The sequence below is a fragment of the Robertmurraya sp. FSL W8-0741 genome (assembly GCF_038004005.1).
In the GTDB taxonomy this organism is placed as follows: Bacteria; Bacillota; Bacilli; order Bacillales; family Cytobacillaceae; genus Robertmurraya; species Robertmurraya siralis.
The window spans coordinates 380397-403748 of record NZ_JBBOQG010000001.1; the positions used below are offsets into that span (position 1 = coordinate 380397).

A 23352-nucleotide genomic window follows, 5' to 3' on the forward strand; every position below is an offset into this window, starting at 1 on the left:
TTCCTACTTACTCCTTGCATAGGATGAATGTAGCCTAAATCTGGGCAAGGAGGAGAAAAAATGCAAATTCATGTTGTTCAACAAAATCAATCATTATTTGGTATTGCACAAGCCTATGGCACAACAGTCGACGAATTAATCGAGGCAAATGAGCTTCCAAACGCCAGTCGTCTTGTGGTGGGACAGACTTTGGTCATTCCTATTGTAGGGAGATTTTATTGGGTACAGCCAGGAGATAGCTTATGGACGATCGCCAATCGATTTAACCTTTCTTATCAAGAGCTCGCCTCGATTAACGGAATCTCTGTTAATCAGCCACTTCCTGTAGGAACGAGATTATATATTCCACCATTGCCAAAAAAAGCCGCAGAGTTTAACGCTTATGTTGAGCCAAGAGGTACTTCTGTCGCACCTAATTTAGTGGAAAGTGCTAGGGATGCTGCCCCATATTTAACATACTTAGCCCCGTTCAGCTTTCAAGCTCAACGAGACGGCACATTAAAAGAACCGCTTCTCGATGACTTTCCAGCAATTGCAAATGCCAACAACGTCATTTTAATGATGGTCATCACCAATCAAGAAAACGACCAATTTAGCGATGAATTAGGACGAATCCTATTAAATGACATGGATATCCAAAATACCTTTTTAGATAATATTGTTGCCACTGCCCAAAAGTATGACTTCCGAGACATTCATTTTGATTTTGAATATTTGCGTCCTGTCGATCGGGAAGCCTATAATCAATTTTTACGAAAAGCGAAGGCTCGATTTGCAGAACAGGGCTGGCTTCTATCAACTGCCTTAGCTCCAAAAACAAGTGCGGAGCAAGAGGGGGCATGGTACGAAGCTCATGATTACCGTGCCCATGGCGAAATTGTCGATTTTGTTGTCATCATGACCTATGAATGGGGCTATAGCGGCGGTCCAGCAATGGCTGTTTCGCCAATTGGACCCGTACGTGATGTCATTGAATATGCCCTAACGGAAATGCCGGCCTCAAAAATTATGATGGGGCAAAATTTGTATGGTTATGATTGGACACTTCCATTTGTCCAAGGCTCCATTGCCCGGGCCGTGAGCCCTCAACAGGCAATAGAACTTGCAGCAGAGCACAACGTCTCAATTCAATTTGATTCGGAGGCACAAGCACCTTTTTTCCAATATGTTGATGAAGAGGGAAGACGTCATGAAGTCTGGTTTGAGGATGCACGTTCCATTCAAGCAAAATTCGATTTAATCAAGGAACTTAATTTACGCGGAATGAGTTATTGGAAGCTCGGTCTCTCCTTCCCGCAGAATTGGCTGTTAATTGTTGAAAATTTCGATGTCGTCAAACGGTAAAATAAAGAGCTAAAACTAAAAAAATACACCTTCGGAACAAAATGCATTCCTTTTTGCTCATCGCCGTTCGAGCCCTTTTTAAAAAGGGAACCTATCATCTTAATACCGACTTTTCTAGAAAGGTTGTGAGGCTTTGGAAGCATATGCTAAACGTAAATATACTAGATATACGAATAAAATAGTAAAAAGCAAGCAGCCCTCTTATCATGCTGCTTGTTTTTTCATTTTTATGCTTCACCATCATAATAGATAATTTTACTAAAGAATTTCTCGCACAACATTTTCAATTACATGGTACTATTATGGAGGTATAAAATTTTGTCGAATTAATTAAAGGAGTTAAGTGAATGAACGGAGTACCTTTTATTACAGTGGAAGGACCTATTGGGGTCGGAAAAACTTCCCTTGCAAAAGCAATTTCTGAGCATTATCAATATAGTCTCCTTCTCGAGATTGTCGATGAAAACCCCTTTTTAGAAAGGTTTTATGAGAACCTTGAAGAATGGAGTTTCCAAACGGAGATGTTTTTCCTTTGTAACCGTTATAAGCAGCTTGGCGATATAAAGGAACAATTTTTAAATAAACAAATTCCTGTTGTTGCAGATTATCATGTTTATAAAAATATAATTTTTGCACAACGCACCTTAAAGCCTCATGACTATACAAAATATTTGGCCATATACAATATTTTAACAGCGGACATGCCTAAACCAAACATCATGATTTACTTACAAGCAAGTTTAAAAACACTTTTAGCAAGAATTAATCATCGAGGCCGCTCTCAGGAAAAAAATATCAGCCCCGATTATTTACAGCAACTATCTTTAGATTATGAAAAGGCAATGCTCGATTTTGAAAAAGAAAATCCTACCACGCCCATTCTCCGCTTAAATGGTGACAATATGGATTTCGTCAACAATAAACAGGATCTGGATAATATTTTTGAGCAATTAAATTCATTACTTTCACATAAGGAGACATCTTCATGAATCTTCGCGAAAAATACGGAATAAATAAGAATGCCGTCATTACAATTGCTGGAACAGTTGGAGTAGGGAAATCTACTATGACCACAGCTTTAGCAGAAGCTTTGCAATTTAAAACTTCCCTAGAACGGGTAAACGACAATCCGTACTTAGATAAATTTTATAAGGACTTTAAACGCTGGAGCTTTCATTTGCAAATTTATTTCCTTGCAGAGCGCTTCAAAGAGCAAAAAAGGATGTTTGAATATGGGGGCGGATTTATTCAAGATCGTTCCATCTATGAGGACACTGGGATCTTCGCTAAAATGCATTTTGATAAGGGAACAATGTCAAAAGTGGATTATGAGACATACACAAGCCTCTTTGAAGCAATGGTTATGACGCCTTACTTCCCACATCCGGATTTATTAATTTACTTAGAAGGATCATTGGAGGATATCCTTGAACGCATCAAGTTGAGAGGACGAGAAATGGAGCAGGAAACACCTATTGATTACTGGCAAGAAATGCATTCCCGTTATGAAGAATGGATCAATCACTTTAACGCATGTCCCATTCTTCGACTAAACATAAAGGATTACGACCTACAACAGGAAAACGCATCAATTGAATCGATCCTTGAGCAAATTGCAAATAAATTAAATACTAAATAAGCAAGTATCTTTGCACTAAATTCATTCTACAATTATAAACGCCATAGTTTTCTCGAGTAGAATTTAAAAACATCAGTTCATTGGGTTTTAGGAAAGGTTCCCATCACATAACAAAGACAAACAATAAAAAATCCGCTACAAACGTAGCGGATTTTATAATCTCCAATAATATGCGCATTTAAATCAGTATCAATATGGCGGAGGAAGAGGGATTCGAACCCCCGCGCGGTTTAACCCGCCTGTCGGTTTTCAAGACCGATCCCTTCAGCCAGACTTGGGTATTCCTCCGTATCGACAAGTGATACTATATCATTTTTAAAAGAGAGTTGTCAATACTTTTTTGATTAGTTTTTAAGTTACTTCTAGTATGCCACAGCAGGAAAAGTTTAATCAGAGAGAGAGCCCGCTCCAACTAAAAATGCATAACCATCAATAACAAAAAATAGAGAAAGGAGAATGAGGTTCCCTCTCATTCTCCTTTCTCACAATTTGAAGTTAGTTATGTCCGAACCTACTTAATTACCTCTCTATTTCCCATATACGGACGTAACACTTCAGGGATCACAACACTGCCATCTGCTTGCTGATAATTTTCAAGAATTGCTGCTACCGTTCTACCAATCGCAAGACCAGAACCATTTAAAGTATGAACATGCTCTGGTTTACCCTTCGGTTCTCTGCGGAAGCGAATATTCGCTCTTCTTGCTTGGAACCCTTCAAAATTACTACAAGAAGAAATTTCACGGTATGTCTCATAGCTCGGAATCCACACTTCAATATCATATTTCTTCGCAGCAGTGAATCCTAAATCTCCTGTACACATGCTCATGACGCGATAAGGAAGCCCAAGCAATTGCAAAACTTTTTCTGCATTACCTGTTAACTTTTCAAGCTCTTCATAAGACTCCTCTGGCTTCACAAATTTTACAAGCTCAACTTTATTGAACTGATGCTGACGAATTAATCCCCTTGTATCTCGTCCGGCAGAGCCAGCCTCAGAGCGGAAACATGCACTAAATGCTGCATAATTAATTGGTAGAGTGTCCCCATCTAGGATTTCATCGCGATGAAGATTCGTCACAGGCACTTCAGCTGTTGGAATTAGGAAATAATCCTCACTGCCAATTAAGAAAGCATCTTCTTCAAATTTTGGCAATTGACCTGTACCCGTCATACTTGTTCGATTGACCATATACGGAGGTAATACCTCTTCATACCCATGCTCTTCCGTATGCAAATCAAGCATGAAATTAAACAGGGCACGTTCAAGACGAGCTCCCAAACCTTTGTAAAAAACAAAGCGGCTCCCTGTCACCTTACTTGCTCTTTCAAAATCTAAAATACCTAGTGCATCAGCAATTTCCCAATGGGGTTTGGGTTCAAAATCAAACTGCCTAACTTCTCCCCACGTACGATGAAGCACGTTGTCATCCTCTGTTTCACCAATCGGTACGCTCTCATGTGGAATATTAGGGATGCTTAATAATAAATTCTCAAGTGTTTCCTCAACATTGCGTAGCTCTTCATCGAGAACTTTAATTTTATCGCCTACTTCACGCATTTCAGCGATCAATTGGTCCGCATCCTTTTTCTCACGCTTCAGAGCGGCGACTTGTTGTGATACTTCATTGCGTTTGCTTTTTAACTGTTCAGCCTCAACAATTAAATCCCGTCGCTTTTTGTCTAGATCCTCAAATTTCCCTAGATCTGTTAAATCTTCGCCACGATGTTGAAGCTTTTCTTTTACCTCTTCAAAGTTAGCGCGCAAATATTTTAAATCCAACATGCTAAACACCTCTTCATAAATCATATTTTTGCAAACAAAAAACTCCCATCCCTAAAAAAGGGACGAGAGTTACCCGCGTTGCCACCCTAGTTGAAAGCAAAAAAGACTTTCCACCTTAAATCAATAACGGTTTAACCCGGAAGTATTTACTAGACTCTCAAAGGAGCATTCCATACTTCACTCAAGGATGGATTCACAAGCTCCATTCACTGATTTACACCGACCATCAGCTCTCTTTTGAACGGATTTCCTGCTACTATTTCCTCTCATTGCTTTTACTATAGGGAATTTTGTAATTTAATGTACTATAATTATTCTTCTATTGCAACCTTTTTATACAATTGTTTCCTTTATCATCTCAATAAAATAAGCCGTGATCCGATAATCTTCTGTTAATTCTGGATGAAATGAACAGCCCAGTAAATTTCCTTCACGGGCCATCACAATACGTTCATGATGCTTTGCCAATATCTCCACATTTTCACCAGCATTGACGATATGAGGAGCCCGAATAAAAACAGCATTATAATTCTCTGCTATACCAGAGATGGTTAAATTCGCTTCAAAGCTTTCCCTTTGCCGTCCAAAAGAATTTCTTTCCACTGTCACATCCATAACGCCAATATGGGGTTCATCATAACCAACAACATTCCTCGCCAATAAAATAAGACCAGCACATGTCCCAAACATCGGCTTGCCAGCTTGGGCAAATTCTTTCAACTCATTCATAAAATCGTACTTATCTATTAATCGCCTAATCGCTGTACTTTCTCCGCCTGGCATAACAAGCCCATCTACATTTGCTAACTGCTCTTTTTTCTTGATCACTACCGCTTCAGCCCCGCACGCCTCGATAGCTTGAACATGCTCCCTAACTGCACCTTGCAACGCCAGTACTCCTACTTTTATCATCTTTTACCAACCGCGTTCTTGCATGCGAGCTTCAGGGGCTAATGTAGAAATTTCAATCCCTTTCATCGGTGTTCCTAATTCCTTTGAAAGCTCTGCAATTAATTTATAGTCCTGATAGTGAGTCGTAGCTTCTACAATCGCTCTAGCAAACTTCGCAGGATTGTCTGATTTGAAAATTCCAGAACCTACGAATACACCATCCGCACCTAGCTCCATCATTAATGCCGCATCAGCAGGTGTTGCAACCCCGCCTGCTGCAAAGTTAACGACTGGGAGGCGGCCAAGTTCTTTAATTTCCAATAGAAGCTCATATGGCGCTCCTAGAAGCTTAGCCTCTGTCATCACTTCATCAGCATTCATATTCACAAGCTTACGCACCTGTGCATTGACTTTGCGCATGTGTCGAACTGCCTCAACGATGTTGCCAGTCCCAGGTTCCCCCTTTGTCCGCAACATCGAAGCTCCTTCTCCAATACGGCGGGCGGCCTCACCTAAATCTCTACATCCACAAACAAACGGCACCGTATAATCACGCTTATTTAAATGGTATTCCTCATCAGCTGGCGTCAATACTTCACTCTCGTCTATGTAATCTACACCCATTGCCTCAAGAACTCTAGCTTCAACAATATGTCCAATCCTTGCCTTCGCCATAACAGGAATCGTTACAGCATTCATGACCTCTTCTACAATCCGGGGATCCGCCATACGTGCAACTCCGCCTGCAGCTCGAATATCCGATGGGACTCTTTCCAATGCCATTACTGCAACAGCACCAGCTTCTTCTGCTATTTTTGCTTGTTCTGCATTTACAACATCCATAATAACGCCGCCTTTTTGCATTTCGGCCATACCACGTTTTACACGCTCTGTTCCTGTTTTCACGTAAGTCATCCCCCTTATAATAATTATTGCTGAATTAAAAATAAAATAAATATTTTAAAAATAAAACCTCTACTAAATCCATCGGAATTAGCATCGTTCCCTAATGAAAATAAACAACAAAAAAGGTTTCCTGTCAAGACAAGAAACCTTTTTAATACAGCTTATTAAAACCAACCTTTAACTGTGGAGGATACACTGCTCCATAAATCGCCAAAAAATCCACCAATTCCGCGCATCATCAGGACGAACCAGTTTGCTTTCTCTACATCCTCAGCTGCAACTAAATCAACTGTCATACTCTTCTGTCCCTCAGAGCTTAAATAAACAGTCTCTTCATCTTTAAATTGAACCGTTACTGTTCCAAGCTTATCTCCTTTTTTAATAGGAGCTGTTAAAGTGCCGTCTTCATTTAGCTTCTCTTTATCAAGCTCGACGACAGTTTCAAAGTTTTCTTGCTCAGAAGCTGGTACAACACTGTTAATCGCATCTGCTGTATGAACCTTTACTTGATCCTCTTTTCCTTTGGCAACAGGAACTGATTCCGTTCCCTTAATCACATATTCAGCAGGAACTAATTCTTCTTTACTAAAATTATTAAAGGCATAATCTAATAGTTTTTTCGTCTCCACAAAACGATCTGTTGTTGATTTCGTTCCCATTACAACCGTAATATATCTTACACCATCTCTACTTGCCGTACCCGTAAAACAAAAACCTGCAAAGCTTGTAGACCCTGTTTTCAATCCATCTAAACCTTCATAGGTGAACTGTTGAAAGTTTGGATATTTATCTGCGACATCACGATAACCCTCTAACATCCAGTTCCAGTTTTTCATTTCAAATTTATCATCTGTACCCTTTGCAAATGTTTTTTCAGGGATGCTAGACGTTTCTAAAACTTCCGGGAAATCTTTTATGATACGGTAAGCTAATTTTGCTACCGCTCTTGCAGACATTACGTTTTCTTCATCTGCACCGCCCACTACATCTGGGAAATGCTTTGCTACATCACGATTATTTAACCCTGTTGAATTCACAAATTTAAAATCACCAAGGCCTAACTCTTCAGCCTTTTCATTCATTAATTTCACAAAATTGGCTTCTGTACCAGCTACTATTTCAGCAATGGCTATTGTTGCAGCATTTGCCGACTCAATTGCCATAGCAGAATAAAGATCTTCTACTGTATAAGTCCCCTCAACACGTAAAAAAACGTTACTTAAATTGCTATCATGAGACATTTTAGCAAGCTCTGGAGAGACGGTAAAAGTTTGATCCCATTTTACTTTCCCTTCCTTTACAGCTTCTAAAAGGAGGTACTCGGTCATCATTTTTGTCATGCTGGCAATTCCTAGTACGGCTTCTGAATTTTTTTCATAAAGTATTTTACCTGTTTCCGCATCGATTAAAATTACCGCATTCGCATTGATATCTATATTTTCAGCAGCTGCTGCCGGTTTTTGTATAAAACCAATTAGTAATAAAAATGTTAATAGACATACGAAACTTTTTTGTATGAAGCTTTTTTTCACTGTGAGCCCTCCAAGTCTTAATATACACCCTTGTTATTTTAACATAGTTCGGTATACAAGCATAGATAGAGTATTTTCCTATTTTTCTATGAAACTGGAAATTTTCTTTATAATTTCACAAAAAAACTGACCAGCGCCATACACAGCAGGTCAGTTTTTCATTTTATGAAATAGAGTAGTTTGGTGCTTCTTTCGTAATTTGTACATCATGCGGGTGGCTTTCTCTAAGTCCTGCACCCGTCATACGAATAAATTGCGCATTCTCTCTTAATTCCTCTAAGTCCTTTGTCCCACAATAACCCATTCCTGAACGAATTCCACCGATTAACTGATAAATTGTATCGGTTAAAGGCCCTTTATATGGAAGTCTCCCTTCAATACCTTCTGGAACAAACTTTTTATTATCCTCTTGGAAATAACGATCCTTTGAACCCTTTTCCATTGCGGCAACTGAGCCCATCCCACGATAAACTTTGAATCGGCGTCCTTGGAATATTTCCGTTTCTCCCGGACTTTCAGATACACCGGCAAGTAAGCTTCCTAACATAACAGCATGTCCGCCTGCAGCTAATGCTTTAACAATATCGCCAGAATATTTAATTCCACCATCAGCGATAATCGTTTTCCCATGCTTTCTGGCCTCTGTTGCACAATCATAGACCGCTGTAATTTGCGGAACACCAACTCCTGCTACTACACGAGTCGTACAAATGGACCCCGGCCCTATTCCTACTTTCACAATATCAGCACCCGCTTCAATCAGCTCTCTTGTCGCTTCGGCCGTTGCCACATTCCCAGCAATAATCGCTACACTTGGAAAGGCATCTCTTACTTGTTTTACTGTTTCAATAACTCCTTTAGAATGTCCATGCGCTGTATCGATGACAATGACATCAACCTGAGCCTTAACAAGTGCTTCCACGCGGCGCATCGTATCCTTTGTCACACCAACTGCAGCACCCGCTAATAATCTCCCCGTCTCGTCTTTTGCCGAGTTCGGGAATTCAATCACTTTCTCAATGTCTTTAATTGTAATTAATCCTTTTAAAATTCCGTTCTCATCAACTAAAGGTAATTTTTCAATTTTATACTTTTGTAAAATGCTCTCAGCTTCGTCCAATGTGGTTCCAACTGGGGCGGTGACAAGATTTTCCTTTGTCATCACATCTGAAATCTTGATCGAATAATCTTGAATAAAACGGAGGTCACGGTTTGTGAGGATACCAACAAGTTTTTGCTCATCTTCATTATTAACGATCGGCACACCTGAAATACGATATTTCCCCATCAGATGTTCAGCATCAAACACTTGATGTTCAGGTGTTAAGAAAAACGGGTTCGTAATCACTCCACTTTCCGAACGTTTTACTTTGAGTACTTGATCTGCTTGCTGCTCGATTGACATATTCTTATGAATAATCCCTAATCCACCCTGTCTAGCCATAGCAATCGCCATTTCTGCTTCAGTGACCGTATCCATTCCTGCACTTATAATCGGGATATTCAATTTAACTTTATCCGTAAGCTTCACCTGCAATTGAACATCTTTTGGTAAAACCTCTGATTTTGCCGGTACTAAAAGCACATCATCAAAGGTTAATCCCTCTTTAGCAAATTTATTTTCCCACATCTTTTTTTGGCCTCCTAGACTCGAAAATATTATTAGTAGGTTATCAATTGGTTAAAATACTGTCAAGGATAAGGTGATATGTTAGAGTTTTCTAATAATTCACCTATTGCAATATTGGTTATATTTCCTAATTTAAGCTGTTTATATAAAATTTCTTTCGGAGGTTAACATGTTATCTCATTGGTCTTCATTTTCTCTATTTTTTTCAGCCAGTTACACACAACAATATTTAAAAAATATTTATGAGCAGAATAAAATAGATAACGCTGAGCAAAAGGCGTACGAAAATTGTTATCCCTTCATTTATTATCTCGAACATGGAAAAGTATATTACGAACAAGGGAAGCACTCCCCGTTAATCATTCAACCAATCCTGCTTTTTTATGGACTTATCCATCTTATTAAAGCATGCATCCTTACAGTTGACCCGAATTATCCAGAAACTACCTCTGTCCTTGCTCATGGCGTATCTGCCAGAAAGCGCAAAAAGCAACACTTTCATTTTTTTCAGGATGAAGTTAAATTTCAAAAAACAGGCCTGTTTCCTTTCTTAGCGAATAAATTGTTTCACATGGAACATCTGGAAGGAGATAAAATATCAATGGGCAACCTTTTTAAACAAGTGCCTGAACTAAATTCATTACTATTGTTCCTTGATGGCGTTCCATCATTTACAAACGTCTATCATGAAGGAAATAGGTTTTTTATTCCAAAAAGAGTATTGGATTTCTTTCATATGACAGAAAATCGCTTTCTCGATTTCTTTTCCGAAAAAGCAGTGGAGGAATATCATTTTAAGCGCTTAGAGAACGGTTTTATTGTTTTTGAAAAAAACGAGAAAAAGGGAGATTTCAATTACACCCCTTTAAAATACAATTTAGCAGAACAAACTTATGCTCTTCCACTAACAAAAGAAAACGGATTTGTCTTCCATGAATTACTAGTGCATTATTTGCTCCTTTACAATTTAAGTATGATCGCCCGTTATGAAACTGAATGGTGGAGTGAGCTTGTGAAAACAATGCCTAACAAAGATTTCCCCTTAATCGAAACATTCCTGCAAGTCTCCATCGAAAAAGGTCCTTTTCTCGTTTACGAATACCTTACAAAAGCAGGACACTGATAAAAACAACTCAGTTATCAGTGTTGTCATTTTCAGAGTTTTGCTCGTAATTGCACAGGAGTTTATGTTGGACTGGGTCTGTTTGAATGATTGTGCGTGTTCTTCTGGTTCGATTATGCGTGTTTTTGGACAGGATTGCGCGTGTTTTACGCTGAATTGCACTTTTTGGAATAGTTGCGAGTGTTTTGTGTCGAATTGCGTCGATTTGGGGACTTGATTGCGCTCGTTTTGCCTTCGATTGCGCCGATTTGTGGCTTGATTGCGCGTGTTTTACACCGAATTGCGCCAATTTAAGGCATAATTGCGCGTATTTCAATGCTTATTGCGCATCTCGCCATTCCAGCCACACTTGGGATCAAAAAAAGAGCACCCTCATTGGATACTCTTTTCCTTTGCCCGGCAGCGTCCTATTCTCACAAGGGGACAGCCCCTCACTACCATCGGCGCCGAAGCTTCACTTCCGTGTTCGGAGTCGGCTGTCTAGCACCTTCGGATCTCTTCGTCAGCTTCGTTCTTTCCGTCCTCGTGTACATCGTACACTCCGGGCTTCTCTCTCTCGCTTCCTCGACCTCCTCGGTTCTAGCCACCCTCCGGTTTCTGCTTTGATTTTATTGGCGTTTTATTTCTTGTCCTTACGGACATTCAGATCAAAAAGAGCACCCATCATATGGGATACTCTTTTTACTTCGCCCGGCAACGTCCTACTCTCACAAGGGGACAGCCCCTCACTACCATCGGCGCTGAGAAGCTTAACTTCCGTGTTCGGTATGGGAACGGGTGTGACCTTCTCGCTATCGTCACCGGACTATTTGATTGAAGGTGATGCAACTTATTTGCTTACGCAAAAAGCTTTATCCCTTCAAAACTAGATAATGGATGAAGAAGAAAAAGACCGAGTAACCTATTTGGTTAAGTCCTCGAACGATTAGTATCAGTCAGCTCCACATGTCACCATGCTTCCACCTCTGACCTATCAACCTGATCATCTTTCAGGGTTCTTACTAGCTTGCGCTATGGGAAATCTCATCTTGAGGGGGGCTTCATGCTTAGATGCTTTCAGCACTTATCCCTTCCGCACATAGCTACCCAGCGATGCTCTTGGCAGAACAACTGGTACACCAGCGGTGCGTCCATCCCGGTCCTCTCGTACTAAGGACAGCTCCTCTCAAATTTCCTACGCCCACGACGGATAGGGACCGAACTGTCTCACGACGTTCTGAACCCAGCTCGCGTACCGCTTTAATGGGCGAACAGCCCAACCCTTGGGACCGACTACAGCCCCAGGATGCGATGAGCCGACATCGAGGTGCCAAACCTCCCCGTCGATGTGGACTCTTGGGGGAGATAAGCCTGTTATCCCCGGGGTAGCTTTTATCCGTTGAGCGATGGCCCTTCCATGCGGAACCACCGGATCACTAAGCCCGACTTTCGTCCCTGCTCGACTTGTAGGTCTCGCAGTCAAGCTCCCTTGTGCCTTTACACTCTACGAATGATTTCCAACCATTCTGAGGGAACCTTTGGGCGCCTCCGTTACTCTTTAGGAGGCGACCGCCCCAGTCAAACTGCCCACCTGACACTGTCTCCCACCTCGATCAGAGGTGCGGGTTAGAATGTCAATACAGCCAGAGTAGTATCCCACCGACGCCTCCACCGAAGCTAGCGCTCCGGCTTCCACGGCTCCTACCTATCCTGTACAAGCTGTACCAAAATTCAATATCAGGCTACAGTAAAGCTCCACGGGGTCTTTCCGTCCTGTCGCGGGTAACCTGCATCTTCACAGGTACTATAATTTCACCGAGTCTCTCGTTGAGACAGTGCCCAGATCGTTACGCCTTTCGTGCGGGTCGGAACTTACCCGACAAGGAATTTCGCTACCTTAGGACCGTTATAGTTACGGCCGCCGTTTACTGGGGCTTCAATTCAGAGCTTCGCGTAAGCTAACCCCTCCTCTTAACCTTCCAGCACCGGGCAGGCGTCAGCCCCTATACTTCGCCTTGCGGCTTCGCAGAGACCTGTGTTTTTGCTAAACAGTCGCCTGGGCCTATTCACTGCGGCTCTTCAGGGCTATGCACCCTAAAAAGCACCCCTTCTCCCGAAGTTACGGGGTCATTTTGCCGAGTTCCTTAACGAGAGTTCTCTCGCTCACCTTAGGATTCTCTCCTCGCCTACCTGTGTCGGTTTGCGGTACGGGCACCTGTTTTCTCACTAGAGGCTTTTCTTGGCAGTGTGGAATCAGGAACTTCGGTACTTGATTTCCCTCGCTGTCACAGCTCAAGCGTATGGCAAGCGGATTTGCCTACTTGCCGCTCTAACTGCTTAGACGCACATATCCAGCAGTGCGCTTACCCTATCCTCCTGCGTCCCCCCATCGCTCAAACAAAAACGAGGTGGTACAGGAATATCAACCTGTTGTCCATCGCCTACGCCTTTCGGCCTCGGCTTAGGTCCCGACTAACCCTGAGCGGACGAGCCTTCCTCAGGAAACCTTAGGCATTCGGTGGATGGGATTCTCACCCATCTTTCGCTACTCATACCGGCATTCTCACTTCTAAGCGCTCCACCAGTCCTTCCGGTCTAGCTTCAACGCCCTTAGAACGCTCTCCTACCGCGTACACCTACGGTGTACACCCACAGCTTCGGTGATACGTTTAGCCCCGGTACATTTTCGGCGCGGGGTCACTCGACCAGTGAGCTATTACGCACTCTTTAAATGATGGCTGCTTCTAAGCCAACATCCTGGTTGTCTAAGCAACCCCACATCCTTTTCCACTTAACGTATACTTTGGGACCTTAGCTGGTGGTCTGGGCTGTTTCCCTTTTGACTACGGATCTTATCACTCGCAGTCTGACTCCCACGTTTAAGTACTTGGCATTCGGAGTTTGTCTGAATTCGGTAACCCGATGAGGGCCCCTAGTCCAAACAGTGCTCTACCTCCAAGACTCGTTCTTCGTGAGGCTAGCCCTAAAGCTATTTCGGAGAGAACCAGCTATCTCCAAGTTCGATTGGAATTTCTCCGCTACCCACACCTCATCCCCGCACTTTTCAACGTGCGTGGGTTCGGTCCTCCATTCAGTGTTACCTGAACTTCAACCTGGACATGGGTAGATCACCTGGTTTCGGGTCTACGACTACATACTCAAGACGCCCTATTCAGACTCGCTTTCGCTGCGGCTCCGTCTTCTCAACTTAACCTTGCATGCAATCGTAACTCGCCGGTTCATTCTACAAAAGGCACGCTATCACCCAGCATGTTTCCAAAGGAAAATATGCATAGGGCTCTAACTACTTGTAGGCACACGGTTTCAGGTTCTCTTTCACTCCCCTTCCGGGGTGCTTTTCACCTTTCCCTCACGGTACTGGTTCACTATCGGTCACTAGGGAGTATTTAGCCTTGGGAGATGGTCCTCCCAGCTTCCGACGGGATTTCACGTGTCCCGCCGTACTCAGGATCCACTCAAGAGGGAACGAAGTTTCAACTACAGGGTTGTTACCTTCTCTGACCAGCCTTTCCAGACTTGTTCGTTTACTCCGTTCCTTTGTAACTCCGTATAGAGTGTCCTACAACCCCAAGAGGCAAGCCTCTTGGTTTGGGCTAATCCCGTTTCGCTCGCCGCTACTCAGGGAATCGCGTTTGCTTTCTCTTCCTCCGGGTACTTAGATGTTTCAGTTCCCCGGGTCTGCCTTCCATCCCCTATGTATTCAGGTATGGATACCATCCCATTACGGATGATGGGTTTCCCCATTCGGAAATCTCCGGATCAAAGCTTACTTACAGCTCCCCGAAGCATATCGGTGTTAGTCCCGTCCTTCATCGGCTCCTAGTGCCAAGGCATCCACCGTGCGCCCTTTATAACTTAACCATTCGGCAAATGATCAGCTACACATCTCTTCGTCATCTTTACTCGTCAGCATCCTCGCGTACAGACTACGTACGCTCCGGTACTTCCTCGCTTGATTCCTCGACTTGTTTGCTTCTCATTTCCCTCAACTTTCGGCTTCCGATAAGCGGCGCATCTCTGCGTCAGCTCCCTCTCTACGCTCCTCACGTACCCATTACGTACGCTCCGATGCTCGTTCGGTCGCTTCCTTGATCTACTTGCTTCTCGAAACCCTCTTGTTCGGCTTTCAATACATCAACACAACTTTGTGTGATTTCTTGAAACCCTCGCGGTTTACTCTATGAATAAATCAATAGAGAGAAAAACTAAAATGGCGATTACTCGGTAATTTCTTGGTTCTTCTTCATTATCATTATCTAGTTTTCAAGGTACAAACGGCGAATGATAAGCTTCGCATCTTTAATCTGCTCGCTTCTAATTCACCTTCATTCTATTTTGAGAGATTGCACTCTCAAAACTAAACAAACCATACGGCTATTTTGACTTGGCAAAATAGCTTCATCAACTTTACGATTTATGAGACATCTAAGCCTCAATATTCCTTAGAAAGGAGGTGATCCAGCCGCACCTTCCGATACGGCTACCTTGTTACGACTTCACCCCAATCATCTGTCCCACCTTAGGCGGCTGGCTCTAGTGGTTTCACTGAATTTCCGACTACTTTTATCAGATACTCAGTGAAACCACCAGTTACCTCACCGACTTCGGGTGTTACAAACTCTCGTGGTGTGACGGGCGGTGTGTACAAGGCCCGGGAACGTATTCACCGCGGCATGCTGATCCGCGATTACTAGCGATTCCGGCTTCATGTAGGCGAGTTGCAGCCTACAATCCGAACTGAGAATGGTTTTATGGGATTCGCTCCACCTCGCGGCTTCGCTGCCCTTTGTACCATCCATTGTAGCACGTGTGTAGCCCAGGTCATAAGGGGCATGATGATTTGACGTCATCCCCACCTTCCTCCGGTTTGTCACCGGCAGTCACCTTAGAGTGCCCAACTGAATGCTGGCAACTAAGATCAAGGGTTGCGCTCGTTGCGGGACTTAACCCAACATCTCACGACACGAGCTGACGACAACCATGCACCACCTGTCACTCCGTCCCCCGAAGGGGAACGCCCTATCTCTAGGGGTGGCAGAGGATGTCAAGACCTGGTAAGGTTCTTCGCGTTGCTTCGAATTAAACCACATGCTCCACCGCTTGTGCGGGCCCCCGTCAATTCCTTTGAGTTTCAGCCTTGCGGCCGTACTCCCCAGGCGGAGTGCTTAATGCGTTTGCTGCAGCACTAAAGGGCGGAAACCCTCTAACACTTAGCACTCATCGTTTACGGCGTGGACTACCAGGGTATCTAATCCTGTTTGCTCCCCACGCTTTCGCGCCTCAGCGTCAGTTACAGACCAAAGAGCCGCCTTCGCCACTGGTGTTCCTCCACATCTCTACGCATTTCACCGCTACACGTGGAATTCCGCTCTTCTCTTCTGCACTCAAGTTCCCCAGTTTCCAATGACCCTCCACGGTTGAGCCGTGGGCTTTCACATCAGACTTAAAGAACCGCCTGCGCGCGCTTTACGCCCAATAATTCCGGACAACGCTTGCCACCTACGTATTACCGCGGCTGCTGGCACGTAGTTAGCCGTGGCTTTCTGGTTAGGTACCGTCAAGGTACCGGCAGTTACTCCGGTACTTGTTCTTCCCTAACAACAGAGTTTTACGATCCGAAAACCTTCATCACTCACGCGGCGTTGCTCCGTCAGACTTTCGTCCATTGCGGAAGATTCCCTACTGCTGCCTCCCGTAGGAGTCTGGGCCGTGTCTCAGTCCCAGTGTGGCCGATCACCCTCTCAGGTCGGCTACGCATCGTCGCCTTGGTGAGCCGTTACCTCACCAACTAGCTAATGCGCCGCGGGCCCATCTATAAGTGATAGCCGAAACCATCTTTCCGCTTTCGAACATGTGTTCAAAAGCATTATCCGGTATTAGCTCCGGTTTCCCGAAGTTATCCCAGTCTTATAGGCAGGTTGCCCACGTGTTACTCACCCGTCCGCCGCTCAAGCAACAAGAAAGCAAGCTTTCTTGTGCAAGCGCTCGACTTGCATGTATTAGGCACGCCGCCAGCGTTCGTCCTGAGCCAGGATCAAACTCTCCAATAAAGAGTAAGATTAGCTCTTATGTTTAAAAAACGTTGGCTAGTTTCAGCTTCTTAAAGAAAGATAGCCTCCACTATGATTATTTGTTGACGTATGATTTGTTTAGTTTTCAAAGTACAATTTCTGTCATCGCTCAGAAGCGACTTTAATAATATATCATTTTCATTTTTCCCCGTCAACACTTTTTTATAAAAAATACTTGTTCGTTGACTTCAATAAGTATAACAGCCCACGTATATGAATACAAGGGCATTTTGATGCCGTACTTCTTAACTACATTTCCTGTTACACCACTTCTTCAATATAAATGTTTCGATGCTTTTCAAGCTGAATGATCTCATTTGTATCAATTACTTTAATTAATGGCCTCGTAGGGGACTTTTCTTCAATAAATAATATTTCTGCCATTTCACCATCGGATAATTTTACCTTGCTTCCGATTGAGAAGTTCATCAGTCCCGATTGAAGAGCTTTAATTACAGACAGATCAAATTTCCCAAAACTATCTTCCATGATCATTTCCAATACTTTAAATGGAGATTGTTTTTGACGATATAAGCGGGCGGAAGTCATTGCATGGAAAGTATCAGCAACAGCGATGACTTTTGCAAAACGATGAATCTTTTTATCACCTCGTGGATAACCGCTGCCGTCAAGTCGTTCATGATGTTGGTAAATGGCAATTTTCGCATCATCTCTTAATAAATTGCTTCCCTGAATCATTTGGTAACTATAGGTTGGGTGATTTTTTATCTCTTCATATTCAGCACTTGATAATGCGTCGTTTTTGTTGATGAGACGAGCAGGTACTTTAGCCATTCCGCAATCAGCAAGACAGCCCGCTAAAGCTAGTTGAACAATATCCCCCTGTTGATAATTGAGCTTTTTTCCTAAAAAAGCACTTAAAAGAGCGACTGCAACCGAATGCTGGTATAAATATTCTTTTTCAGTCGATAAGTGGTGCAGAAAGAATATTTCTTCAGCATGGTTATCTAAAGTTTCAATTAAAGGAATTAAAATCGCTCTCACTTTAGTAATATCTAAAGGTAGTCCAGATTGCCATTTAGAAAATTCTTTTTTGTAATCTCGAACTGCTTCTAAAAATAACTCAGTAAAAATAATATTGACATTTGCTGAGTCCTCAACGTTCTCTTCTTCAATAATCTCCGAAGGAATAAACGGGGTTCCGTTAACGAGTGTTCGCTGAACAGTCACTTCTGAAATTAAAAAGGCCTTTAAATATTGAATTAGTTCTTGCGTTAGGATTGTTTTACTTGGAATAATAGGGCGGTTTGTCAGGCTCATAACGTCCTCAGATAAAATACATCCTTCTTGAAGCTCACTAATTTTCACTCGCATTCGAAACACCTCTTTTGACTAAACGTACATAGCTTAAAAACTAGTTTCACTGACTATTTTACTTGATCTTTCAATTAAAGGCTAGATGATGTAAAAAAGCTGTAGCACTTTTGTACTACAGCTCAAAAATCATTCTTGAGAGGAAGAATCATCATGACTTTCTTCTACACCCTCATGATTTTCATGATCCATTTGCGCACCTTGTTCACTTTCTTCTTCTCTTTCAACTTTGGCTACGGTTGAAACGAATTCACTTTCACTTTCATTCAAACGAATCAATCTAACCCCTTGTGTATTTCTTCCCATCGTTGAAATATCATTCACTGCCATTCGAATAATGACGCCGCCAGTAGTAATCAGCATTAGATCTTCTTCACCTGTGACAGCTTTCATAGCAACTAAATCGCCATTTTTATCGGTAATATTACATGTCTTGATTCCTTTTCCGCCTCTGCCTTGAATACGATATTCTTCGGCTGGTGTGCGCTTGCCGTAGCCGTTTTTCGTTACAATTAATATGTCGGAACCTTCGTCAAGTACTTCCATCCCGATGACTTCATCATTCTCCTGATTAATGGTAATCCCTTTCACACCTGTTGCTGTTCTACCCATTGAACGAACATCTGTCTCCGGGAAGCGAATGAGCATACCATTTTTCGTACCAATGATAATTTCTTTGTTCCCGTCAGTAAGACGAACAGAAATCAATTCATCACCTTCGCGCAAATTCAAGGCAATTAAGCCGTTGTTACGAATATGAGCAAAGGACGACAGCGGTGAACGTTTTGACACTCCCTCTTTTGTTGTAAAGAACAGGAACCAGTCATCGACGAACTCCTCAACAGGGATAATCGCATTCACCCATTCACCTTTATCCACTTCTAACAGATTGATGATCGGGAGACCTTTCGCCGTTCGGGAAAACTCTGGAATCTCATATCCCTTGGCACGATATACCTTTCCTTTATTCGTAAAGAATAGAAGGGTGTCATGGGTAGATGTGGTAATGAGATGTTCAACGAAATCATCCTCATTGGTTCCCATGCCCTGAATACCTCTTCCACCACGTTTTTGCGCACGATACGTTGATACTGGCAACCTCTTTATATAGCCATTATGCGTAATCGTCACAACAATGTTCTCACGCGGAATCAGATCTTCATCTTCAATATTTTCAAGCCCGGCCGTTACAATTTCAGTACGACGGGTGTCATTAAAACGCTCTTTAATTTCAGTAAGCTCTTCACGAATGATTTCCAAAACTTTTTCTTCATCCGCTAAAATCGCTTTAAGCTCTGCAATCAGCTTCATCAAATTTTGATATTCTTCTTCGATTTTTTCACGTTCTAACCCAGTTAGACGCTGCAAACGCATGTCTAAGATTGCCTGCGCTTGCTTATCAGATAAGCCGAACGTCGTCATTAATCCTTCTCTAGCAATCTCAGTTGTTTGTGAACCGCGAATTAAGGCGATCACTTCGTCAATATGATCTAAGGCTATTCGCAGCCCTTCTAAAATATGTGCACGCGCTTCCGCTTTACGCAGTTCAAACTCTGTTCTGCGGCGGATAACAACCTGTTGGTGCTGCAGATAGTAGTGAAGGCACTCTTTCAAATTAAGAACTTTCGGATGACCATCGACAAGAGCCAGCATATTGATTCCGAAGCTTGTTTGCAATGCAGTATGCTTGTATAAATTATTTAAAAGAACATTCGCATTCGCATCCTTCCGAACTTCGATAACAATGCGCATTCCTTTGCGATCGGACTCATCCCTTAAATCGGTAATGCCATCGATCTTTTTATCACGAGCTAACTCTGCAATTTTTTCAATTAGTCTTGCTTTATTTACTTGATAAGGAATTTCCTTAACAATAATAACTTCTTTTCCGTTGGACTTTTGTTCGATTTCTACCTTGGCGCGTAATGTAATCGAACCTCTTCCTGTTTCGTAAGCCTTTCGGATACCGCTTCGACCAAGAATTAACCCTGCCGTTGGAAAATCCGGCCCTGGAATAATATCCATGAGTTCTTGAATTGTTATTTCCGGATCCTTGCTTATCGCTAAAACACCGTCAATGATTTCTCCAAGCTGGTGGGGAGGGATATTTGTTGCCATTCCAACAGCAATACCTGTAGTTCCATTCACCAAAAGATTAGGAAAACGAGCAGGGAGAACAACTGGTTCTCTTTCTTCACCATCATAGTTATCCTGATAATCAATCGTATCTTTATTGATGTCTCTTAACAGTTCCATCGAAATTTTGGACATGCGAGATTCTGTATAACGCATTGCTGCAGCCGCATCACCATCGACCGAACCAAAATTCCCGTGTCCATCTACAAGCATATAGCGATAGTTAAAATCCTGAGCCATACGTACCATCGTTTCGTAAACAGCAGAGTCACCATGTGGGTGATATTTACCGATTACATCTCCGACGATACGAGCAGATTTTTTATAAGGCTTGTCTGCATGAATGCCTAAATCATGCATAGCATATAAAATACGGCGATGAACTGGTTTTAATCCATCGCGTACATCTGGAAGGGCACGTGAAACAATTACACTCATCGCATAATCTAAAAATGAGGAGCGCATTTCCTGACTAATATTAATTTCTTTAACTTGCGAATTTGAAGTTTCAGACATGAAGAAACCTCCTTTTCAGAGTGAATTCTTTAATGACTTTTAAGAATAAAAAGGATAGTGGGTATACCAGCTATCCTCATGGATGAACTAAATATCCAAATTCTTAACATATTGAGCGTTCTCTTCGATAAAGTTACGACGTGGCTCAACTTTATCTCCCATTAGAATCTCAAATGTTTCATCTGCTTCAATAGCATCTTCAAGACTTACTTGTAGCATCGTTCTTCTCTCTGGATCCATCGTTGTTTCCCATAATTGCTCTGGGTTCATTTCCCCAAGACCTTTATAACGTTGAATATTTGGCTTTGGCTGACTAGGAAGCTCTGCAAAAATGCGATCGAGCTCTTTATTATCATAAGCATACTCAATGCGCTTTCCCTGCTGTACCTTGTACAATGGAGGCTGAGCAATATAAATATAACCAGCTTCAATAATTTTTCTCATATAACGATAGAAAAAGGTTAATAATAGGGTACGTATATGTGCACCGTCAACATCCGCATCGGTCATAATGACGATTTTGTGGTAGCGGGCTTTCGCAATATCAAAATCTTCACCAATACCAGTTCCACAAGCTGTAATAATCGCTCGAACCTCATTATTCGATAAAATCCGATCAAGGCGAGCCTTCTCAACGTTTAAAATTTTCCCTCTTAAAGGCAGGATTGCTTGAAAATGGCGATCACGCCCTTGTTTAGCTGAACCACCTGCCGAGTCACCCTCAACAATATATAATTCACTTATCGATGGATCCTTTGAAGAACAATCAGCAAGCTTACCAGGCAAGCTCGAAACTTCTAGTGCGCTTTTTCTTCTTGTTAATTCCCTTGCTTTTTTCGCTGCTAGCCTTGCTCTTGTCGCCATTAAACCTTTATCGACAATTTTGCGGGCTACCGAAGGATTTTCCAGTAAGAATTTTTCAAAATGCTCTGCAAAAATCGTATCAGTCGCAGCTCTTACTTCAGAATTTCCAAGCTTTGTTTTCGTTTGTCCTTCAAACTGAGGATCAGGGTGCTTAATGGAGATAATGGCCGTTAATCCTTCTCGAACATCATCACCGGTCAAGTTTGCATCACTTTCTTTAAAAAAACCATTCTTTCGCGCATAATCATTGATTATTCTCGTTAACGCAGTTTTAAAGCCGGACTCATGTGTACCGCCTTCATACGTGTGAATATTATTGGCAAAAGAATAAATATTTTCGGTATAGCCTTCGTTATACTGAAGGGATACTTCAATAGCGATGCCATCTTTTTCTCCCTCAATAAAGATTGGCTCTTCGTGAAGGACATCCTTTGTACGGTTCAAATGTTCTACGTAAGACTTAATTCCACCTTCATAATGATATTCATTGCGCTTTTTTTCTTCCGCTCGCTTATCTTCAATTGAAATTTTCAAGCCTTTATTTAAGAAGGCGAGCTCTCGAGTACGAGTCGCAAGAGTTTCGAAATCATATTCAATCGTTTCAGTAAAAATTTCCGGATCAGGTTGAAAATGAATCGTTGTTCCAGTACGGTCTGTTTCTCCAATTACCTTAAGGTCAGCACAAGGCACCCCGCGCTCATATTTTTGGTAATGAATATGACCATCGCGGTGAACATATACTTCAAGGAATGTCGACAGAGCGTTAACAACCGAGGCACCAACCCCGTGTAGTCCTCCTGACACTTTATATCCACCGCCACCAAATTTACCACCGGCATGAAGAACCGTCAGTATAACCTCTACAGCAGGGCGGCCCATTTTTTCCTGAATCCCGACAGGAATCCCTCGACCGTTATCCACTACCGTTATGCTGTTATCTTTTTCTATTAAAACTTCAATTTCAGAGCAATAACCTGCTAGTGCTTCATCTATACTATTATCAACAATTTCCCAAACTAAATGATGTAAACCTTTGGCACTCGTTGAACCAATGTACATTCCCGGACGCTTTCGAACAGCCTCAAGACCTTCTAATACTTGTATCTGCTCGGCATCATAGGATTGTCCCTGTACCGCTTCTTGTTCCGTAGCCACAGTCAATCACCTACACTTTCTAATAAACTCAACTAAAGTCTCTCCATTTTTAGAGCTTGAACTTTTTGAGAGCTTGCTTCTTAAGTAGTTATTAATTATAAACATGATAAAAATCATAAAGGCTATGAATAGGTTAAAAAAAAGAAATAGACTTGATCTAACCCTTTATTAAAGCTCTTGCAACACCGGCTTGGTTGAACGTTTTTTCAGTGTTCCTGAAGCCAACGGAGAATAGTACACCGCATTTTCAGTAATTACAATTGATTTGAACGTGCCTTTAGTAAGGGGAATGATGTCCTTATCCTTTTTCTCTAACAACTCTTGCATATATTGAGAAGATTTCACTGTTTCTTTATCGAGAATGGCAATAATCTCTATCGCCCTCACCAGCGTATCCTCTCCTAGATGAACATACATGGGTCTC

General features: G+C 42.3%; 13 protein-coding genes, 1 tRNA gene, 3 rRNA genes and 1 other annotated feature. Of the genes, 4 read left to right on the top strand and 13 right to left on the bottom strand.

What is annotated here, in order from left to right:
• The first annotated feature begins 60 nt into the window (after window positions 1-60).
• The 3 genes from NST02_RS01935 to NST02_RS01945 all read left to right on the top strand — a co-directional run bounded on the left by NST02_RS01935 (window position 61) and on the right by NST02_RS01945 (window position 2983).
• On the top strand, window positions 61-1344 hold the full coding sequence (locus NST02_RS01935; protein WP_095314833.1) for a LysM peptidoglycan-binding domain-containing protein: 1284 nt from the start codon (window positions 61-63) through the stop codon (window positions 1342-1344).
• 347 nt (window positions 1345-1691) lie between these two features.
• Window positions 1692-2333 (top strand): deoxynucleoside kinase, encoded by a 642-nt coding sequence (locus tag NST02_RS01940; RefSeq protein WP_095314834.1) that lies wholly within the window; start codon window positions 1692-1694, stop codon window positions 2331-2333.
• Window positions 2330-2983, top strand: a complete 654-nt coding sequence (locus NST02_RS01945) for a deoxynucleoside kinase (protein ID WP_095314835.1) — start codon at window positions 2330-2332, stop codon at window positions 2981-2983. The genes NST02_RS01940 and NST02_RS01945 overlap by 4 nt, the downstream gene beginning before the upstream one ends.
• A 195-nt stretch (window positions 2984-3178) precedes the next feature.
• Here NST02_RS01945 and NST02_RS01950 read toward each other — a convergent pair.
• The 6 genes from NST02_RS01950 to guaB all read right to left on the bottom strand — a co-directional run bounded on the left by NST02_RS01950 (window position 3179) and on the right by guaB (window position 9728).
• Window positions 3179-3271 (bottom strand) — tRNA-Ser (locus tag NST02_RS01950).
• A gap of 223 nt (window positions 3272-3494) precedes the next feature.
• Window positions 3495-4769 carry a serine--tRNA ligase gene (serS, locus tag NST02_RS01955; RefSeq protein WP_095314837.1) on the bottom strand — a complete coding sequence of 425 codons (1275 nt, stop codon included), beginning with the start codon at window positions 4767-4769 and terminating at the stop codon, window positions 3495-3497.
• 55 nt (window positions 4770-4824) lie between these two features.
• Window positions 4825-5048: a binding site (T-box leader), on the bottom strand.
• Between the two features lie 54 nt (window positions 5049-5102).
• Window positions 5103-5681, bottom strand: coding sequence for a pyridoxal 5'-phosphate synthase glutaminase subunit PdxT (gene pdxT / locus NST02_RS01960; RefSeq protein ID WP_095314838.1), 579 nt, complete (start codon window positions 5679-5681; stop codon window positions 5103-5105).
• Window positions 5682-5684: 3 nt separating this feature from the next.
• Complete coding sequence (pdxS, locus tag NST02_RS01965; protein ID WP_170943675.1) at window positions 5685-6575, bottom strand: pyridoxal 5'-phosphate synthase lyase subunit PdxS; 891 nt, start codon at window positions 6573-6575, stop codon at window positions 5685-5687.
• A 155-nt stretch (window positions 6576-6730) separates the two neighbouring features.
• Window positions 6731-8098: a D-alanyl-D-alanine carboxypeptidase family protein gene (locus NST02_RS01970; protein WP_095314840.1), complete on the bottom strand. Its 1368-nt coding sequence runs from the start codon at window positions 8096-8098 to the stop codon at window positions 6731-6733.
• A 163-nt stretch (window positions 8099-8261) separates the two neighbouring features.
• Window positions 8262-9728: an IMP dehydrogenase gene (gene guaB / locus NST02_RS01975; RefSeq protein WP_137744904.1), complete on the bottom strand. Its 1467-nt coding sequence runs from the start codon at window positions 9726-9728 to the stop codon at window positions 8262-8264.
• 169 nt (window positions 9729-9897) lie between these two features.
• Here guaB and NST02_RS01980 point away from each other — a divergent pair, with 169 nt between their 5' ends.
• Window positions 9898-10851 (top strand): YaaC family protein, encoded by a 954-nt coding sequence (locus tag NST02_RS01980; protein WP_340947801.1) that lies wholly within the window; start codon window positions 9898-9900, stop codon window positions 10849-10851.
• Window positions 10852-11539: 688 nt separating this feature from the next.
• Here the strand turns inward: NST02_RS01980 and rrf are convergent.
• The 7 genes from rrf to remB form a co-directional block, all read right to left on the bottom strand.
• Window positions 11540-11656, bottom strand: a 5S ribosomal RNA gene (gene rrf / locus NST02_RS01985).
• A 100-nt stretch (window positions 11657-11756) separates the two neighbouring features.
• Window positions 11757-14712: ribosomal RNA gene (locus NST02_RS01990) — 23S ribosomal RNA — on the bottom strand.
• A gap of 585 nt (window positions 14713-15297) precedes the next feature.
• Window positions 15298-16901 (bottom strand): 16S ribosomal RNA (locus NST02_RS01995).
• Together the 16S, 23S and 5S rRNA genes form the textbook arrangement of a ribosomal RNA operon.
• 282 nt (window positions 16902-17183) lie before the next feature.
• Complete coding sequence (locus NST02_RS02000) at window positions 17184-18257, bottom strand: HD-GYP domain-containing protein (protein ID WP_095314759.1); 1074 nt, start codon at window positions 18255-18257, stop codon at window positions 17184-17186.
• A gap of 129 nt (window positions 18258-18386) precedes the next feature.
• Window positions 18387-20909 carry a DNA gyrase subunit A gene (gyrA, locus tag NST02_RS02005; RefSeq protein WP_137744808.1) on the bottom strand — a complete coding sequence of 841 codons (2523 nt, stop codon included), beginning with the start codon at window positions 20907-20909 and terminating at the stop codon, window positions 18387-18389.
• Window positions 20910-20996: 87 nt separating this feature from the next.
• Window positions 20997-22928, bottom strand: coding sequence for a DNA topoisomerase (ATP-hydrolyzing) subunit B (gene gyrB, locus NST02_RS02010; RefSeq protein ID WP_095314757.1), 1932 nt, complete (start codon window positions 22926-22928; stop codon window positions 20997-20999).
• Between the two features lie 168 nt (window positions 22929-23096).
• Window positions 23097-23345 (bottom strand): extracellular matrix regulator RemB, encoded by a 249-nt coding sequence (gene remB / locus NST02_RS02015; RefSeq protein ID WP_095314756.1) that lies wholly within the window; start codon window positions 23343-23345, stop codon window positions 23097-23099.
• Window positions 23346-23352 lie beyond the last annotated feature (7 nt).

What these genes read in the sequence shown, in the direction of transcription:
- guaB (WP_137744904.1), bottom strand. Translation starts at nt 9,728, where the DNA reads ATGTGGGAAAATAAATTTGCTAAAGAGGGATTAACCTTTGATGATGTG.
- pdxT (WP_095314838.1), bottom strand. Translation starts at nt 5,681, where the DNA reads ATGATAAAAGTAGGAGTACTGGCGTTGCAAGGTGCAGTTAGGGAGCAT.
- remB (WP_095314756.1), bottom strand. Translation starts at nt 23,345, where the DNA reads ATGTATGTTCATCTAGGAGAGGATACGCTGGTGAGGGCGATAGAGATT.
- NST02_RS01945 (WP_095314835.1), top strand. Translation starts at nt 2,330, where the DNA reads ATGAATCTTCGCGAAAAATACGGAATAAATAAGAATGCCGTCATTACA.
- serS (WP_095314837.1), bottom strand. Translation starts at nt 4,769, where the DNA reads ATGTTGGATTTAAAATATTTGCGCGCTAACTTTGAAGAGGTAAAAGAA.
- pdxS (WP_170943675.1), bottom strand. Translation starts at nt 6,575, where the DNA reads ATGACTTACGTGAAAACAGGAACAGAGCGTGTAAAACGTGGTATGGCC.
- gyrA (WP_137744808.1), bottom strand. Translation starts at nt 20,909, where the DNA reads ATGTCTGAAACTTCAAATTCGCAAGTTAAAGAAATTAATATTAGTCAG.
- NST02_RS01980 (WP_340947801.1), top strand. Translation starts at nt 9,898, where the DNA reads ATGTTATCTCATTGGTCTTCATTTTCTCTATTTTTTTCAGCCAGTTAC.
- NST02_RS02000 (WP_095314759.1), bottom strand. Translation starts at nt 18,257, where the DNA reads ATGCGAGTGAAAATTAGTGAGCTTCAAGAAGGATGTATTTTATCTGAG.
- NST02_RS01940 (WP_095314834.1), top strand. Translation starts at nt 1,692, where the DNA reads ATGAACGGAGTACCTTTTATTACAGTGGAAGGACCTATTGGGGTCGGA.
- NST02_RS01935 (WP_095314833.1), top strand. Translation starts at nt 61, where the DNA reads ATGCAAATTCATGTTGTTCAACAAAATCAATCATTATTTGGTATTGCA.